This window comes from Mesorhizobium sp. Root102, from assembly GCF_001425625.1.
Taxonomy (GTDB): Bacteria; Pseudomonadota; Alphaproteobacteria; order Rhizobiales; family Rhizobiaceae; genus Mesorhizobium.
In genome coordinates, this window is the sequence record NZ_LMCP01000047.1 from 109,667 (window position 1) to 126,103 (window position 16,437).

Consider the following 16,437-nt stretch of genomic DNA (forward strand, 5'->3'; position numbering starts at 1 on the left):
CGCGGCAATGCTATTGACCGCTCATGCTATATGTCGAAATCGCTATCGTGGTCGTCCTCATCTGCGTGAACGGCCTTTTGTCGATGTCCGAGCTCGCCATCGTCTCGTCGCGCCCGGCCCGGCTGAAAGCGATGATCGACCGCGGTATCAATGGCGCCGGCCGCGCGCTTGAGCTTGGCTCGAATCCCGGCAAGTTCCTGTCCTCGGTGCAGATCGGCATCACCCTGGTCGGCGTGTTGTCAGGCGCCTTTTCCGGCGCCACGCTTGGCGAACGGCTGGCGCGGTTCTTGGCCTCGACGGGCATGCGCGAGAATCTCGCCGACCCGCTTGGCGTCGGCATCGTCGTTGCCATCATCACCTATTTCTCGCTGATCGTCGGCGAACTTGTGCCCAAGCAGATCGCTCTGCGTGATCCCGAAAGGGTCGCCGCCAGGGCCGCTCCGGCAATGACCATCCTCGCCACCGTCTCGGCGCCGCTGGTCTTCCTGCTCGACTTCTCAGGCCGCGCCATCCTGTGGCTGCTCGGCCAGCGCGGCGAAAGCGAGGAGAAGGTCACCGACGAGGAGATCAAGATGCTGGTCGCCGAGGCCGAGCATCACGGCACCATCGAATCCGACGAGCGGCGCATGATCGCCGGCGTCATGCGGCTTGGCGACCGCGCCGTGCGAGCGGTGATGACGCCGCGCACCGAGGTCGACTGGATCAATCTGCAATCCGACGAGAGCGCGATCCGCAAGCTTTTGATGGAAACCCAGCATTCGCGCCTGCCGGCCGGCGACGGCGGCGTCGATGTCATGGTCGGCGTCGTCCAGACGCGCGACGTACTGGCGGCAATGCTTGCCGGCCGCGTGCTCGATCCGCGCAGGCATGTGCGCGCCGCACCCATCGTCTACGACCAGGCCGACGCGCTGGATGTGCTGCAGAAGCTCAAGGAATCCGACGTGCCGATGGCGCTGGTGCATGACGAATACGGTCACTTCGAAGGCATCGTCACCCCGGCCGACATCCTCGAAGCCATCACCGGCGTGTTCCGGGCGGACACCGACGCCGGCGATGAGGAAAACGCGGTCAAGCGCGAGGATGGCTCATGGCTGCTCGCCGGCTACATGCAGGCCGACGAGATGGCCGACATTCTCGGCATCGACCTGCCGGAAAACCGCGACTACGAGACCGTCGCCGGCTATGTGCTGGCACACATGCACCATCTCCCGGCGACCGGCGAATGCGTCGACGCGCAGGGCTGGCGCTTCGAGGTGGTCGATCTTGACGGCCGCCGCATCGACAAGCTGATCGCCACCCGCCTGCCCGGCGTTCACCGCGAGGCGGTGCGCTGACTGTCGATGATCGCCCTATCGTTCCCAGAAGGGCTTGGCGATCTCTCCCTCGACCTGCTGTATCGTCAGACCGATATCGTCGATCAAATGGGGATTGTCCTTCGACATTTGCCTGAGTTGCCAGCGAAAGCGTATCCGCTCGCGCCAGGTCCGATCGTGCCAGGTCGCGATGATGCTTCGCAGGGTCGTCAGGTGCCGACGCGACGCCGGCCCCACCGGCGTTTCAGGCCGCGCTGCACAATGCAAGGCCGAGGTGAGGGTATTGGTCATGGCAACCTCCATATGGTTTGAGGGCCGGAGGGCTCTCGAAAGAGGTTGAATTCTGCGCGATACGGACAGCGCCGTAATTAAGCCTTCCCAAATAGTTCTCAAAACTTCCAAACCGGGTAGAGCAGTTTTCCGGTTCACGGAACCAGCAAACTGCTCTAACTCTTTGTTTTGACGCAACTCCGGCCGGAAAACCGTTTCACACTTTTCCTGGAATTGCTCTATAGATGCGCCCTATGCAGGGATCGCGTTTTGCCTTTGGTCCGTTCGTGCTTGATCCGGGTGCGGGAACGCTGCTTCGGAACGATGTGTCCGTTGCCGTTGGCTACCGCGGGCTAAATCTGCTCGCGGCGCTCGTCGGACGGCCCGGCGAAATTCTGGGGAAAGCCGAGTTGATGGACGCGGCTTGGCCGGGCACCGCCGTGGAGCAAGGCAACCTCACCGTCCAGATCGCGCAGTTGCGCAAGCTGCTTGGTCCGGCCGCCGACGGCGGCGAATGGATATCCACCGTTCCGCGCGTCGGCTACCGTTTCACGGGAACCGTCGAACAGCTCGCTGGCGCGAAGCGAAAGCCCTTGCCGCTGCCTGGCAAACCATCGATAGCCGTGCTGCCCTTCGTCAATGTCAGCAACGATCCCGAGCAGGACTCCTTCGCGGATGGGTTGACCGAAGACCTGATCACCGACCTGTCCAGAATCTCCGGCCTGTTCGTCATCGCGCGCAACTCGGCCTTTGCCTACAAGGGAAAGGCGACGGACGTGCGCGAGATCGCTGAAGACCTTGGCGTGCGCTACCTGCTGGAGGGCAGCGCAAGACGCGCCGCGGGGCGCGTGCGCATCAACGCACAGCTGGTCGACGCGGTGAGTGGCGATCATCTGTGGGCGGAACGCTTCGATCGCGGCCTGGAGGATATCTTTGCCGTTCAGGACGAGGTGACGGCCAAGATCGTGGAGGCGCTGCTCGGCCGGCTGCGCGCATCGCCGCCGCGCAATCGGCCCAAAAATCTCGAGGCCTACGACCTCTGCGTGCGGGCGCGCAAGCTGATCGACGACTCGCCGCAGATGGCGCAGGAAGCGCATCTGATGCTCACGCGCGCGGTGTCGCTCGATCCTGACTACGCCGAGCCCTATCGCTGGCTTGCCATGAACCACTGGATGGGACAGGTGCATTGGGGCGGACCAACTGAAGCTGCCCGCAGCGTTGCCTTGGAACTCGCCCGCAAGGCCGTGGCGATCGATCCCAATGATGCTGGCTGTCGCTGGATTCTGGCTTATCTGCTTGCCTATGAGCGCAGCTTCGCCGAGGCGGATGCCGAATTCGCCAAGGCGATCGAGCTCGACCCGAACGAGGCCGACACCTGGGCGGCATTATCCGACATCGCGGTCCTGACCGGGCGGGTCGAAGAGGGCCTTGAGCATATCAGCAAGGCGTTCCGGCTGAACCCGTTTCCGGCGAGTTGGTACTATCTGACGCTCGGCCAGGCGCAATATGCGGCGCGCGACTACGAAGCCGCTATCGAGACACTGCGCAGGGACGAGACCTATCGTACAAGCTCACGCCGTTTCCTGGCGGCAAGCCTGGCCCAACTCGGCCGGCTCGACGAGGCGCGCGCCGAGGTCGAACTGTTCCTCGTCGGCAACCCGCATTTCACGACCCATCACTGGGCCACAACGGAGCCATTCCGCGACACCGCTATGCTTGAGCATTTCGTTGACGGCTTTCGCAAGGCCGGTCTTCCCAAGTGACGCGCAGGCGTGATCCCGGCATCACATGACTTGCTCCCTCAAACTGCGGCCTCGATTGGCTCGGCAAGTTTCGGATTTGCCCGCGCGGCGATCAGGCAGCCGGCGACGATCAGGCATGCTCCGGTCAGCGTGGTCCAGGTCGCCTCCTCGTCAAAGAAGAACCAGCCAAGCGCGACCGCCCAGATGAAGGCCGAGTATTCGGTCGGGATCAGATATTGCGCTTCGGCGCGGGCGTAGGACCAGCTCATCAGGAATTGACCGGCAAGCGACAGCACCGTCACCCCAGCCAGGGGAAGCCAAAGATTGCTCGGCAGCGCGACGGCGAGCCAAGGTGCTGCGAGGCCGAGAAAGATGGCAACGCAAAGGTTCTGGAACAACATGATCTCGATCGGCTTGGCCAACTGCGCCTGTTGCCGGGCGAGGATCAGATTGTAGCCGTAGAACACCGTCGATACGAGCACCGCTGCCGTGCCAAGCATGGCATCTTGCGAATAGCTTGCCTGCCCGAACTGGCCGGCCATGATGATCGCGACGCCGGCGATGCCAGCCAACGATGCCCAGACGGCCTGCCGCCGGATCCGTTCGCCCAGCAGCAGCGCGGCAAGGAAGAGCGCAAACAGGGGCGCGACAAAGCTCAGCCCGATCGCCTCGGCGAGCGGCAGCCTGGCGAGACCCCAAAAGAAGGATATCAGGACGATCCCGACAATTGCGGCACGCAGCGCATGCAGCCTCAGCACCGGAAAGGTTGGCGTTGCGCGCGGCCCTGCCGACCAGGCAGCACCCGCGACCACGGTCGCGACCATGCTGCGCCAGAGCACCGTGTTGTAGACGCCCACCGCAATAACCAGGGTCTTCATCGCCGCGTCCATCCCCGACAGCAGGAAGATCCCGAGCGCGCATACGAGCACCGGGATCATCGGGGAAACGGCGCCGGTCAGGCTGGATGTCTTCACGGCTTCACTCATGTGACGGATTGCAGCCGGATATATCAGGGCAAGACAGCGCGGCCAGATGGCAGGACCATCGATGTAGAGGTCCAATCCGATTGGCGTGGTGTCCGCTGCGAAACTAGGGCATCAGCACCACCTTTCCTGTCGAGCGGCGCTCGTCCAGCAAGCGGTGTGCATCGCCGGCTTGATCGAGCGGGAAGCGGCCGCCGATCGCTACCTGCAGACGGCCGCTCGCCGCCAATTGGAACAGCTCTGACAGGTTGGCTCTCAGCACGTCGGGAGACAACAGCGGCAGTAGCGCGAAACCCCTGAGCGACTGGTTGCGGCCGATCATCGCCTCCAGATCGGAAGCCGCGAGCGCATAACGGCCGAGTGCCGCGAACACCAGTTCGCCGCCAGGCGCCAGAGCCTGCAGCGACGCAGCCGTCAGCGCGCCGCCAACTGTATCGTAGATGATGTCGACGCCCTTCCCGTCCGTGACGTCGCGGACGCGGGCGGGCCAATCCGGATTGGTGTAATCGACTCCGGCATCGGCTCCCCGCGAGAGGCAAGGATCGAGCTTGGCCTTGCCGCCGGCGGCTGCGATCACCTGGCGGGCGCCCTTCAGCCTGGCCAGTTGGATCAGCAACGATCCCACGCCGCCCGACGCGGCCGGGACCAGCACCGACTTGCCCTCTGGCGGGCTTTGCCGAAGCAGATAAAGGGCGGTCAGCCCCTGCACCATCAAGGCCGTCGCATCCTCAAACGGCAGCGAGTCCGGCAGCGGCACGACGAGGTCGGCTGACATCGTCACCTGCTCCGCATAGCCGCTGTGAGGACGCCGCGACATGAACAGCGGCGCCGCCCCACGGGTTCCGAGCAGCTGTGTATCCACGCCTTGCCCGACGGCCTCCACGACGCCCGCCGCCTCGACACCGAGGATCATGGGAAGCTGCGGCGTCACCGCGTAGCGGTCGGCCCGCATCAGCACTTCGAAGAGGTTGATGCCGGCGGCATGAACGCGGATCCGCACCTCGCCAGCCTGCGGCACCGGTGTCGGCAGATCGACCACCTCCAGCACGTCGGGACCGCCGAAGCGGCTGAGTTGAATGGCTTTCATGGCAAACTCCGATCGCACTGGCATCGCCAGCGGTTTGCCACTATCTGCGGAGCCTCGACTACACACTCATTTGTCCCCTGCTGACCAGGAGGTGACCATGCCCAATCCCAACAGAATGCCCGTCAAGAGACTGCCGACGCTGCCGGCGGAACGGGCGCTGAAAGTGATCGCGGGGCGCTGGAAGGCGGTCATCCTCTACCATCTCTTCGATGGTCCCCGGCGGCTGTCGGCGCTGAAGGCGATCATGCCCGGCATCACCCAGAAAGTGCTGATCCAGCAGCTTCGCGAAATGGAAGTACATGGTCTCGTCAGCCGCGAGATCTTCGCCGAAGTGCCCTCGCGCGTCGAATACTCGGCGACGCGCCTCGGCCTCAGCCTCGAGCCGATCCTGCTGGCGCTTTGCCAATGGGGCCAGCATCACGCCGACGAATTGAACGAGATGGGCCGCCTCGCCGACTGCGTTATCCGGCCGAGACAGGCACAACAAGACGGCATGGCCTCCCCCAACTGAAAAGGGCGGCGCAAGCGCCGCCCCATATCCTTGGGAGGATAATTCGAACCGGCGGTCAGGCCGCCTTGACTTCCTCGGCGACGGCATCGGCCTGCCGCGCTGCCTTGAGCACCTTGGCCCACCAGGCAACGTCGTTGACCAGCGCGCTGGCGGCCTGGTTCAGATGCTCGAGATCTTCCAGCTTCTTCTCGCCCTGGCGGACGGCGAGGAAATCGCTCCAGGCGATATGGACAGCCGACTTGACCGGCGCCATCTGCAATTCGACGGCATGAAGGCGGAGCTGTTCGACGGCGCGGGCACCACCGACGCTGCCATAGCCGACAAAGCCGGCCGGCTTCTTGTTCCATTCGTTGGCTGCGTAGTCGATGGCGTTCTTCAGCACGGCTGTCGGGCCGTGATTGTATTCGGCGGCGGTGAAGATGAAGCCGTCGAATTCGGCGACCTTCTTCTGCCAGCGCTGTGCCACTTCATTCGTCGACGGCACCCAGGCGGAGGATGCGACCTCGTCGAAGAAAGGCAGCGGGAAGTCGCGCAGGTCGACGACTTCGACGTTGATGTCGGCATGTGACTTGGCGATCTTGGCGATCCATTGGGTCGGTACGTCGGCAAAACGCGCGGCGCGCGTCGAACCGACGATGATGGCGATCTTGGGTTTTGACATGGGGGCTCTCCTAGTAAGCGATTCCGGGGCAAGTAAAGCTGGTATCGTTTGGATACCGGCGCTATATGAGATACTGCCAACTCGAGACGCAAGGAGGCACCGTTTTGTTACTGAGGCACCCGCACAACACCGAAGACTGCCGCGCCGTCTCGGAAATCCTGCAGCGCGTCGGCGACAAATGGACCGTTCTGGTCGTCGGCAAGCTGGGCGACGGACCGCTGCGCTTCAATGAATTGCGCGCAGCCGTCGGCGGCATTTCGCAGAAGATGCTGACCACCACGTTGCGCGGGCTGGAGCGCGACGGCTTCGTCACTCGCACGGTGTTTCCGACCATACCGCCGCGTGTCGACTATGAGCTCACCGAGCTCGGTCATGAGCTGCTGATCCCGGTCAGCGCGCTAGGCGAATGGGCGCGCAAGAACACCACGCGCGTCAAGGCGGCGCGCGAAAAATTCGACGGCATGCACGTTTGAAACCCTTGGCCAGCAAGGGATGCAGTCTGCGCGTGACTTCGGCTTGACCTGATCCGGAATTCCATCTCGGCCGTGCGGATCGCTGCCCGACCGCACGCAGTGTGTTCACTGGCGTATTGCCTCTGTGCCCCATCCTCTGACGGCTGATCTCAGGCTCCTGACGGGCTGCCATCACATCGCATCGCGGCACAGATATCACACCGCGCGGCCCGCTCGCCGAGGGCCGGGTGGTCATGCGTGCAGGCAATGCGCGAGATGTCTTCCTTCACCTCCGCATAAGCGGTCACGCCGAGCAGGCAGGTCGTCGCGACCAGGGCTGCCACGAGCCAGCCGTTCAGCATATGTTGACGCATTGTCTCTCCTCCGACGCCCACACAATCGGGCCTGGAGGCAACCATTGGATGTCGCGAAAAGCGCCTCCCGAACGGGCGCTGTTACAAATGGCCAAGCATGGGAGAAAACGGCTTCCGTCAGCCTTCGGCGGGAACCGCTTTCGGCTTGCCTTCGCCGTCCAGCGCCACCATGACGAAATCGGCATGGGTGACCTTTTCCATCAAGTCGGAGAGGTAGCGCTGCGCCCAGGCTTCGACCTTGAGCGTCATCGAGGTGCGGCCGACGCGCTCTACATGGGTGTAGATGCACAGCGTGTCGCCGATCTTCATCGGCTTGGCGAATGACATCTCTTTCACCGCGGCCGTCACCACGCGGCCCTTGGCGCGCTCGGCGGCGCGGATGCCGCAGGCAAGATCCATCTGCGCCATCACCCAGCCGCCAAAAATGTCGCCGGCGGCATTGGCATCCGAAGGCATGGCCAGCGTGCGCAGCGTCAGATCGCCGAGCGGCCGTCCTTCAGCGTACTGCACCATGGGAAAATCCTTCGAGACCGGTTGCCCTCGATCCCGTATCGTCACGGCGCCGAGAGGTCAACGCGCCACTGCCGACTGTACCCCTCAGCGAGGGCTCGCCTGGCCGCTAAAAGTAACGCTTGAGGTTCGTGCGAATGCGATCGAGCACGCTGTCCCCGGAAAGGTCGGGAGAGAATTCCCTGCCCGTGATCGCCTCATAGGCCTGCGCATAAACCCTGGAGGCCTGTTCGACGATCTCGTCGGGTATTTTTGGGATCGGATCCTTGTAAGGATCGCACCGCGCCGAGACCCACGACCGGATGAAATCCTTGTCAAAACTCTCCGGCCGGCTGCCGCTGGCGATCGCCTGTTCGTAACTGGCGGCGATCCAGTACCGGCTGCTGTCCGGCGTGTGGATTTCGTCGGCGAGAATGATGGTCCCATTCTTGTCGGTGCCGAATTCGTATTTCGTGTCGGCGAGGATCAGGCCGCGCTCGGCGGCACGCTGCTGGCCACGGGCGAACAGGCGCAAGGCGTAGTCCGACACGGTATCCCACTGCGCCTGCGCAAGCAGGCCCTGTTCGAGGATCTCGGCTTTGGACAGCGGCTCGTCATGACCGCCATGCAGAGCCTTGCTGGTCGGTGTGATGATCGGCTCCGCCAGTTTCTCATTGTCGCGCAGGCCGTCCGGCAGGCGCATTCCATACATGTCCCGATTACCGCGCCGGTACCTGGTCAGGATCGAGGTGCTGGTGGTTCCCGCCAGATAGCCGCGCACCACGATCTCCACCGGCAGGATGTCGAGCCTTGTGCCGACGACGACGTTCGGGTCGGGGTATTCGAGAACATGGTTCGGGCAGATGTCTGCGGTTTCCTCGAACCAGTAACGCGCCGTTTGGGTGAGGATTTCGCCCTTGTACGGGATCGAGGTCAGGATGGTGTCGAAGGCACTGAGGCGGTCGGTTGCGATGATGATGCGCCTGCCATCCGCCAAATCGTAGTTTTCGCGGACCTTGCCGCTGTAGTGGCCCGGCAGTTCGGGAATGAAAGCATCCGACAGGACACGCATATGATTTTCCTGCCTTCCGCAGAGTGGCCAGAGCATGATTCCGAAAAGTTGCAGACTTTTCGGAAAAAATCATGCGCCAAATAATGCCATCGCATAAGCTGTCGAGCCGGTACATATCAAGCGCGATTGTTGGGAATCCCCGCAAACCCGACCAGTTCGACAGTCGCTTTTTTCACAACTGATGCCGGATGGCGCGGCGACGCGGTCAACCCGTGGCGTCTAGGCTGCGGCCAGATTTCCGCGCCGCCCAAACCAATCATGCAGACCATCCATCATGCAGACCTATGACTTCATCATCGTCGGCTCCGGCTCGGCCGGCTCGGTCCTGGCGGAAAAACTGTCGGCCTCGGGGCGCTTCTCGGTGTTGGTGCTGGAGGCCGGCGGCACCGACCGCCGCTTCTACGTGCAGATGCCGCTCGGCTACGGCAAGACCTTCTTCGATGCTGATGTCAACTGGAACTACAAGGCCGAGCCGGACCCTGGCCTCGCCGGCAATGCCGACCACTGGCCGCGCGGCAAGCTGCTCGGCGGTTCGAGTTCGATCAACGCCATGGTCTGGATCAGGGGCGCCCGCGAGGATTTCGATGCCTGGGCGGCCGCCGGCAATCCCGGCTGGGGCTATGACGACCTCTTGCCCGCCTTCAAGGCGCTCGAGGACAATCAGGCCGGTGCTGACACATGGCGCGGCACGGGCGGCCCGCTGCATGTCACCGACTGTTCGGACGCCGTCCATCCGCTGACCAGGCGCTATCTCGCCGCCGGCCAGCAGGCCGGCCTGCCGCTCAATCCGGATTTCAATGGTGCCGCCCAGGAAGGCGTCGGCATCTACCAGATCTCGACCCGCAACGGCCGCCGCTTGTCGGCGGCGCGCGCCTTTCTGCGCCCGGCAATGAAGCGCGCCAATGTCCGCGTAGAGATGAAGGCGCTGGCGACCCGTGTCCTGTTCGAGGGCAAACGCGCCGTCGGCGTCGAATATCTGCAGAACGGCGAGACGAAGACGGTGCGCGCCGGCCGCGAAATCATCCTGTCGGGCGGTTCGGTCAACTCGCCGCAATTGCTCCAGCTGTCCGGCGTCGGGCCGACCGCTCTGCTCAAAGGCCTGGGCATTCCCGTCCTCCATGCCAACGAAAATGTCGGCGCGCATCTGCAGGACCATGTCGGCATCAACTACACCTTCAAGGGCCGGCTGCCGACACTCAACCAGACGCTGCGCCCCTGGTGGGGCAAGCTGCTGGTCGGCATGCAATACATCCTGACCCGCTCCGGCCCGCTGTCGCTGTCGATGAACAATGCCGGCGGCTTCTTCCGCACCGACCCGGCGGCGACGCGGCCCAACATGCAGCTTTATTTCCAGGCCTTCTCGACTGTCATTCCCAAGAGCGGCGAGCGCCCGATCCTGACGCCGGATCCATGGCCGGGCTTTTCCATCGGCCTGTCCAATTGCCGTCCGTCGAGCCGTGGCGAGATCATGATCCGCTCCAGCAACCCGCGCGACTACCCCAAAATTGTCGCCAACGCCTACTCCACCAATGCCGATGTCGAAGAGATGCTGGCGGCGGTGAAGTTCGTGCGCAAGATCGCCTCGATGCCCGCCATGGCCGAGATCATCGAGGAAGAGGTTTTGCCTGGTCCTTCAATCACTTCGGACGCCGATCTGATCCAGGATTTCCGGAAACGCTCCGGCACCGTCTATCACCCGGTCTCGACCTGCCGCATGGGCCCCGATCCTTCACACGCCGTCGTCGACCCACGTCTCAAGGTGCACGGCATCGACGGCTTGCGCGTCATCGACGCCTCGATCTTTCCCGACAACATCACCGGCAACACCAACGCCGCCTCGATCATGACCGGTTGGAAGGGCGCCGAACTGGTTCTGGAGGACCAAAAATGAAGATTACCGACGTCAAGACCTGGGTTGTCGGCAACCCGCCGCCCGGCATCGGCGGCAAGTATTTCATCTTCGTCAAACTGACCACCGATGGCGGCGTCGTCGGCTATGGCGAGGCCTACAACGCCACCTTCTCCGCCCATGTCACGGCGAAGATGGTCGAGGACATGGCCGAGCGCTATCTCGTCGGCCGCGATCCGCACGACATCGAGAACTTTTTCCGCCGCGCCTATTCGTCCGGCTTCACCCAGCGCCCCGACGTGTCCGGCATGGGCTGCTTCTCGGCGCTGGAAATGGCCTGCTGGGACATCATCGGCAAGGAGGCCGATAAGCCGGTCTACAAACTGCTCGGCGGCCAGGTGCACGAGACGCTGCGCTCCTACACCTATCTCTATCCGCACACCGGCAGCGTCCATTCCGAGGACGCGCCCGATGGCAAGAACGTCTACAACGACCCCGATCTCGCCGCCGCCTGCGCGCTCGAATATGTCGAGCAGGGTTTCAATGCCGTCAAGCTCGACCCGGCCGGCCCCTACACCGCTTTCGACGGCCATCAGCCGCGCCTCGTCGACATCGATGTCTCCACCCGCATGATCAAGGCGATCCGCGAGGCGGTCGGCACCCGCGCCGACATCCTGTTTGGCACGCACGGCCAGTTCACCGCGTCCGGCGCGCTGCGCATGGCGCGCGCCATCGAGCCCTATGATCCCTTGTGGTTCGAGGAGCCGGTACCGCCTGACATGCCCGAAGTGATGGCGCAGGTCGCCCGCGGCACCTCGATCCCGATCGCCACCGGCGAGCGGCTGACGACCAAGTTCGAATTCGCCCGCGTCATCGAAAACCGCGCCGCGACCATCCTGCAGCCGGACCTCGGTCGCTCCGGCGGCATCCTCGAGACCAAGAAGATCGCCGCCATGGCCGAGGCCTACCACATCCAGATCGCCCCGCATTGCTATTGCGGGCCGATCGTCGGCGCCGCCAACATCCAGCTGGCGGTGACCCTGCCCAACTTCCTCATCCTGGAATCGCTGAAGCAGTGGGACGGTTTTCACGCCACGCTACTGAAGAAGAAGATCGAGTGGCAGGACGGCAACGTCATCCCGTCGAAGGAGCCCGGCCTCGGCGTCGAGCTCAACGAGGCGGTCTGCGACGCGCACCCCTATACGGGCAAGGACCTGCATCTGCAGATGATGCAGACACCGCTGATGCCATGAGCGAAAACTACGCCTTCATCGGCCTTGGTCATCTTGGCGGCAACCTTGCCGCCAGCCTGATCCGCAACGGCTTTGCCGTCACCGTCTTCGACCGTCACCCCACGGCCGTCGAGCGCCTCGTGGCGCTCGGCGCCACCGCAGCAAGCAGCCCCGCCGAGGCCGCCGCGCGTGCCAGCAATGCCATCACATGCCTGCCCTCGCCCACGGTCAGCGAAGCGGTCCTGGCCGGCCCCGGTGGCTTGCTGGAGGGCCTACCCAAGGGCGGCACCTGGATCGAGATGTCGACCAATGGCCGCGACGAGATTCTTCGCCTCGCCGCGCTCGCCTCGGCCAGGGGCGTCGAGACATTGGAATGCCCGGTCACCGGTGGCGTGCATCTGGCGGCGGCCGGAAAGATCACCGCGCTGGTCGGCGGCGATCCAGCGCTCTACGCGCGCCATCGTCCGGCGATCGAAGCGATGTGCGCAAAGTCGTTCCTGATGGGACCGGTCGGCTCGGCGGCGGTGATCAAGGTGATCACCAACATGCTCGCCTTCATCCATCTCGTCGCCGCCGGCGAAGCACTGATGCTGGCCAGGCGAGGCGGGCTTGACCTGGCCCAAGCCTATCACGCCATCGTTGCCTCCTCTGGCAACAGCTTCGTCCACGAGACCGAAAGCCAGCTCATTCTCAACGGCTCCTACGACATCGGCTTCACCATGGACCTGGCGCTGAAGGACCTCTGCTTCGCGCTTGCCATGGGCAAGGATTTCGGCGTGCCACTCAGCCTGGCATCTCATGTCAAAGCGATTTTCGAGGTGGGCAAGCAGGAATATGGCGGCAGCGCCTGGTCGACCCAGATCGTCAAATTGCTGGAAGATACCGTCGGTACCGACCTGCGCGCGCCCGGTTTTCCGGCCAAGCTCGAACTCTGATGCTGGCTGGATATCAAGCGATTTCAAGATGTTGGATGGATTGGCGGACCCATCTGAATCAATCTGTCAACGGCTTGAATCAATATCTGAGCGTCAGTGCGCCAGGCAGGATATCGAAGGTAGCCGGTATGCGCCCCGGCGACTCGCCATCTATGTCGACCTGCGCGCCGTTCTTCTCGATATCGCCGAGCGGTTCGACCACAACTTTCCTGCCGCGCAGGATAGTGATCGCCGGATGGTTGCGGTGCCGGCCGCCATAGAGCAGGCGGATGTCCCAGATCAGCTTCAGCTTGCCGGCCGCGCGCAGGATGACGATGTCGAACTGCCCGTCGGTGAGTTCGGCATCCGGCGCGATCATCATACCGCCGCCGAAGAATTTTCCATTGGCCACCGCCACCAGCGCCATGCGCGCTTCAACCGGAGTGCCGTCATCGACGGTGATCCTGACGTCCTGGAAGCGGTAGCGGATGAACTCGACCACGGTGCGCAACAGGAACAGCGCCTTGGCCGACATCCTGCCCTTGCGCTTGTCGGCATTGACGGCGCGGTCGGTGGCGCCGGAAAGCCCCAGGCTGGCGATGTTGATGAAGTGCCGGCTGGCCAGCGCGCCGTGATCGTCGATGTAGCAGATGCGCCCGGCATCGACCTTGCGCCCCTTGGCCTTAGCGATCCGCTTCAGCACCGCGTCCACCTCCTTCGGCAGGCCAAGCCCGCGCGCGAAATCGATGCCGGTGCCGCACGGCAACAGGCCAAGTTCAGTGATACACCCGCTCTCCTGGGCTGCCTGCAGCAGCCCGTCGGCCACTTCGCTGGCGGTGCCGTCACCGCCGGCCGCGATCACCAGATCGAAGCCGCTCACCGCGAGATCGATTGCCAGCCTTTCGGCGTCGCCTTCGGCCTGCGTCTCGCGCAGTTCGACTTCCCCGAAATGCTTCTTCAGCGACGCCGCGACCTCAGGCCAATGCCGTTTGAGCCGGCCGCCACCGGCAATCGGATTGAGAACCACCCCGACTTTCAAGCACACCCTCCCGCAAGGACATCGAAACGCTCAGCACCTCGAATCCTTTGCCGGCATTGAAGCCCGCACCGGCCGACAGGGCAAGGGCCGAATGTCCGCCGATGCCGCCCCTCATGACGGATACGAAAATCCCGCTATTCCCAATTGATCCCCGATAATCCCGTTATCCACAGGCCCATGGCCATTCCCTGCGACCCTTACCCGGCGTACGTTAAACCCATCTCAGGCGGCTACCGATCGCCCAGCCGAAAGGCGAAGTGAAAGGCGGATTTCCTGAGGCCCGTACGGCCCGGATCGAGAGCAGGCTTGCCTGGTTGAGGGACGGATGCCGAGACCTACGGGGCCGCGGAAAGCGTGCCAACGCCGACGGCGGACCGATGCTGCCATGAAGGACGGCAAAAACCTTCGATGGTGCGCAGGGCAAAGCTCGCAAGGGTGGAGACCGGCGTGGTCCCGAACGGACGCTGCTTTCGGGTGGCGGACTGGCAGGACCGTCAAAATCAAGGCCGGCAAGGCGCGACGACTTTACGGAAGTTGCTGCCGCGACCGTGTCCTGATCTGACAGGGAGGCGCTGGGAGAAATCCCGGCGCCGACTGTCTTTTCCCCCTCGATGCCCTTTGCGGCGATCTTGCGAGCGCCGCTTCACCGCGCGCTAAAATCGGTTAGTATCGCCTGGTCAGAGCCCGTTTGAAAACGCGCTCTGCCGAGTCGGATGGCGTGGTTTTCGAGAACCGAAGCGCAGCGGACCTTTGGGTCCGTGAGCTCAGTTCTACTGCGACGCAGTAGAACGGGAAGCGCGGAAAACCGCGTCAGGCGCCCGGCGGAGTAGCGTTTGCAAATGGGCTCGTAGAAGGGGGATACTTCATGACGCTCATCCAGAAGCTTGCCGTTGCCTATGCCTTCCTGTTCTTCGGTGTCGTCGCATCGGCTACATACCGGCGTTCAACGATGCCGACGGCAATCTGTTCGGCCTGTTCTCGCTGCAATGGTATGACGACCTGCTTCACGCCTTCTCCGGCGTCTGGGCGCTGGCCGCCGCCTTCATCTCGCACCGCCAGGCAGTGTTCTATTTCAAGCTGTTCGGTTCGGTCTACCTGTTCGACGGCGTGCTCGGGCTGATCACCGGGTCCGGCTGCCTCGATGCCGGCATCTTCATCAACGGCTTCCGCTCCCTCAACGATATCGAATTCCCGGCCCGCTTCTTCGCCAACCTGCCGCACATCGTCATTGGCGGCTTCGCCGTCTATGTCGGCTTCTGGCTGGCCAAGCGCGTACACGACCACTTCGCCACGGCCTGATCGGCCATGTTCCTGTTCCGCTGGCTGAAGCGCATCATCAAGACGATCCTGTGGCTGATCGTCATCGTCATCCTCATCCCGATCGTCGGGCTGAGTTACGGCTTCCTGACGACGTCGTCGCTCGACAAGACCCCGTTGCCCGGCATTGCCGACGGCGCCCCGCCCAAGGCGCTGGCCGACAAGGTCCGCGCCGAAATCCCCGGCTACCAGCGGCCGGAGGAATCGACCTTCCTCACCTATCCGGAATGGGCAATCGTCTACGCCGCGCGCGAATATGCCGGCTTCGTCGACAAGGACCAGCCGAGCGGGTTTCCCTACTGGTCCTATGTCGGCCGCTTCTGGCAGGACTACGCCATGGTGATCCGCGCCAGCTCTCCCTACAAGTTCAACTACGCCAACCACCAGATGCTGGTCATCATCGGCACCAGCCACTCGATCGAGCATATCCTGCAATGGGCCTATGAGAACACGGTCGGCCGCATCACCGAGGCGACATCGGCCAAGCGCACCGCCGCCGACAACTATCAGGCCAAGGTGGCGGCCGACTATGCCGCGTTCCTCAACCAGGTGCCCTGGTACCAGTTCCCCTATGCCGAAAAGCGCGCCGGCCTGTTTGCCGTGCAACCGGCGCCGGGTGACAGTTCCGTCCGCACCAGCGAACGCAAGCTCGCCTTCGGCCTCGCCGACACCATCAAGCAGGGCTATGCCGACCTGATCAAAAAGGCACTCGCCGCCACGGCGGACCCGGCCTTCCTCGATATCCATGTCTGGGCCAAGGGGCCGGTCGGCGAAGCCACGCGCAACGAGCCCGACACCTTGCTCGAACGCGACCTGGGAACCGACGGCACCATCTTCGTCACCAAGCGCTATCAGGTGTTCACCGAAATGATCCCGCGCCTGATCGACAAGGGCGTCTCCTTCGTCGAGATCGGCGGCAATGACGAGATCATGGTCACCGTGCTCTCGACCGACACGATCGCCGTCCCCGAAGGCATGCGCATCCTGTTCAGCTATCCGCTCCCGGCTGAGCCTGCCACGCGCCGCACCGGACTGACTGTTGCCGTGCGCAAGCTGCATCTCGTGCTGCCGGCGCTGATCAAGGCAGGCGCCAGGCTCGAACACGTTTATGACTATTGAGGCCTTTCGGCCA

General features: G+C 63.5%; 17 protein-coding genes. 9 read left to right on the forward strand and 8 right to left on the reverse strand.

What is annotated here, in order from left to right:
* The first annotated feature begins 23 nt into the window (after positions 1 to 23).
* Positions 24 to 1,334, forward strand: a complete 1,311-nt coding sequence (locus ASD12_RS30270) for a hemolysin family protein (protein WP_056595491.1) — start codon at positions 24 to 26, stop codon at positions 1,332 to 1,334.
* 15 nt (positions 1,335 to 1,349) lie between these two features.
* Here ASD12_RS30270 and ASD12_RS30275 read toward each other — a convergent pair whose 3' ends face one another.
* Positions 1,350 to 1,604, reverse strand: a complete 255-nt coding sequence (locus ASD12_RS30275) for a DUF1127 domain-containing protein (RefSeq protein WP_082525773.1) — start codon at positions 1,602 to 1,604, stop codon at positions 1,350 to 1,352.
* A 224-nt stretch (positions 1,605 to 1,828) separates the two neighbouring features.
* On the opposite strand from ASD12_RS30275, the gene ASD12_RS30280 reads away from it, so the two are divergent.
* The gene (locus ASD12_RS30280; RefSeq protein WP_200950982.1) at positions 1,829 to 3,346 is read left to right on the forward strand and encodes a winged helix-turn-helix domain-containing tetratricopeptide repeat protein; all 1,518 of its coding nucleotides are present in this window, start codon (positions 1,829 to 1,831) and stop codon (positions 3,344 to 3,346) included.
* A gap of 38 nt (positions 3,347 to 3,384) precedes the next feature.
* Here ASD12_RS30280 and ASD12_RS30285 read toward each other — a convergent pair whose 3' ends face one another.
* A complete protein-coding gene (locus ASD12_RS30285) occupies positions 3,385 to 4,311 on the reverse strand; it encodes a DMT family transporter (protein ID WP_056595985.1) in 927 nt (308 codons plus the stop codon).
* Positions 4,312 to 4,414: 103 nt separating this feature from the next.
* On the reverse strand, positions 4,415 to 5,395 hold the full coding sequence (locus tag ASD12_RS30290; protein ID WP_056595494.1) for a zinc-binding dehydrogenase: 981 nt from the start codon (positions 5,393 to 5,395) through the stop codon (positions 4,415 to 4,417).
* Positions 5,396 to 5,492: 97 nt separating this feature from the next.
* On the opposite strand from ASD12_RS30290, the gene ASD12_RS30295 reads away from it, so the two are divergent.
* Positions 5,493 to 5,906, forward strand: coding sequence for a helix-turn-helix domain-containing protein (locus tag ASD12_RS30295; protein ID WP_082525762.1), 414 nt, complete (start codon positions 5,493 to 5,495; stop codon positions 5,904 to 5,906).
* Positions 5,907 to 5,961: 55 nt separating this feature from the next.
* Here ASD12_RS30295 and ASD12_RS30300 read toward each other — a convergent pair whose 3' ends face one another.
* Complete coding sequence (locus ASD12_RS30300) at positions 5,962 to 6,567, reverse strand: NADPH-dependent FMN reductase (RefSeq protein WP_056595497.1); 606 nt, start codon at positions 6,565 to 6,567, stop codon at positions 5,962 to 5,964.
* A gap of 104 nt (positions 6,568 to 6,671) precedes the next feature.
* On the opposite strand from ASD12_RS30300, the gene ASD12_RS30305 reads away from it, so the two are divergent.
* Positions 6,672 to 7,040 carry a helix-turn-helix domain-containing protein gene (locus ASD12_RS30305; protein ID WP_056595500.1) on the forward strand — a complete coding sequence of 123 codons (369 nt, stop codon included), beginning with the start codon at positions 6,672 to 6,674 and terminating at the stop codon, positions 7,038 to 7,040.
* Between the two features lie 149 nt (positions 7,041 to 7,189).
* Here the strand turns inward: ASD12_RS30305 and ASD12_RS30310 are convergent, their stop codons facing one another.
* From ASD12_RS30310 to ASD12_RS30320, 3 genes are all read right to left on the reverse strand, one after another.
* The gene (locus tag ASD12_RS30310; RefSeq protein ID WP_056595503.1) at positions 7,190 to 7,393 is read right to left on the reverse strand and encodes a hypothetical protein; all 204 of its coding nucleotides are present in this window, start codon (positions 7,391 to 7,393) and stop codon (positions 7,190 to 7,192) included.
* A 117-nt stretch (positions 7,394 to 7,510) separates the two neighbouring features.
* Positions 7,511 to 7,906 carry an acyl-CoA thioesterase gene (locus tag ASD12_RS30315; RefSeq protein WP_056595507.1) on the reverse strand — a complete coding sequence of 132 codons (396 nt, stop codon included), beginning with the start codon at positions 7,904 to 7,906 and terminating at the stop codon, positions 7,511 to 7,513.
* A gap of 106 nt (positions 7,907 to 8,012) precedes the next feature.
* A complete protein-coding gene (locus tag ASD12_RS30320; RefSeq protein ID WP_056595510.1) occupies positions 8,013 to 8,954 on the reverse strand; it encodes a phosphoribosylaminoimidazolesuccinocarboxamide synthase in 942 nt (313 codons plus the stop codon).
* 274 nt (positions 8,955 to 9,228) lie between these two features.
* Between ASD12_RS30320 and ASD12_RS30325 the strand changes: the two genes are divergently transcribed.
* Genes ASD12_RS30325 through ASD12_RS30335 form a run of 3 tightly spaced genes read left to right on the forward strand, consistent with a single transcriptional unit; the run spans position 9,229 to position 12,970 of the window.
* Positions 9,229 to 10,845, forward strand: coding sequence for a GMC family oxidoreductase N-terminal domain-containing protein (locus ASD12_RS30325; RefSeq protein WP_056595513.1), 1,617 nt, complete (start codon positions 9,229 to 9,231; stop codon positions 10,843 to 10,845).
* A complete protein-coding gene (locus tag ASD12_RS30330; RefSeq protein ID WP_056595516.1) occupies positions 10,842 to 12,056 on the forward strand; it encodes a mandelate racemase/muconate lactonizing enzyme family protein in 1,215 nt (404 codons plus the stop codon). Before ASD12_RS30325 ends, ASD12_RS30330 begins: the two co-directional genes overlap by 4 nt.
* A complete protein-coding gene (locus ASD12_RS30335; protein WP_056595519.1) occupies positions 12,053 to 12,970 on the forward strand; it encodes an NAD(P)-dependent oxidoreductase in 918 nt (305 codons plus the stop codon). The genes ASD12_RS30330 and ASD12_RS30335 overlap by 4 nt, the downstream gene beginning before the upstream one ends.
* A 79-nt stretch (positions 12,971 to 13,049) precedes the next feature.
* Here ASD12_RS30335 and ASD12_RS30340 read toward each other — a convergent pair whose 3' ends face one another.
* A complete protein-coding gene (locus ASD12_RS30340; RefSeq protein WP_056595522.1) occupies positions 13,050 to 13,988 on the reverse strand; it encodes a diacylglycerol kinase family protein in 939 nt (312 codons plus the stop codon).
* A 999-nt stretch (positions 13,989 to 14,987) separates the two neighbouring features.
* On the opposite strand from ASD12_RS30340, the gene ASD12_RS30345 reads away from it, so the two are divergent.
* Together ASD12_RS30345 and ASD12_RS30350 are read left to right on the forward strand one after the other, a co-directional pair.
* The gene (locus tag ASD12_RS30345; RefSeq protein ID WP_244483026.1) at positions 14,988 to 15,287 is read left to right on the forward strand and encodes a hypothetical protein; all 300 of its coding nucleotides are present in this window, start codon (positions 14,988 to 14,990) and stop codon (positions 15,285 to 15,287) included.
* Between the two features lie 6 nt (positions 15,288 to 15,293).
* A complete protein-coding gene (locus ASD12_RS30350; RefSeq protein ID WP_056595527.1) occupies positions 15,294 to 16,424 on the forward strand; it encodes a hypothetical protein in 1,131 nt (376 codons plus the stop codon).
* The last annotated feature ends 13 nt before the right edge of the window (positions 16,425 to 16,437 follow it).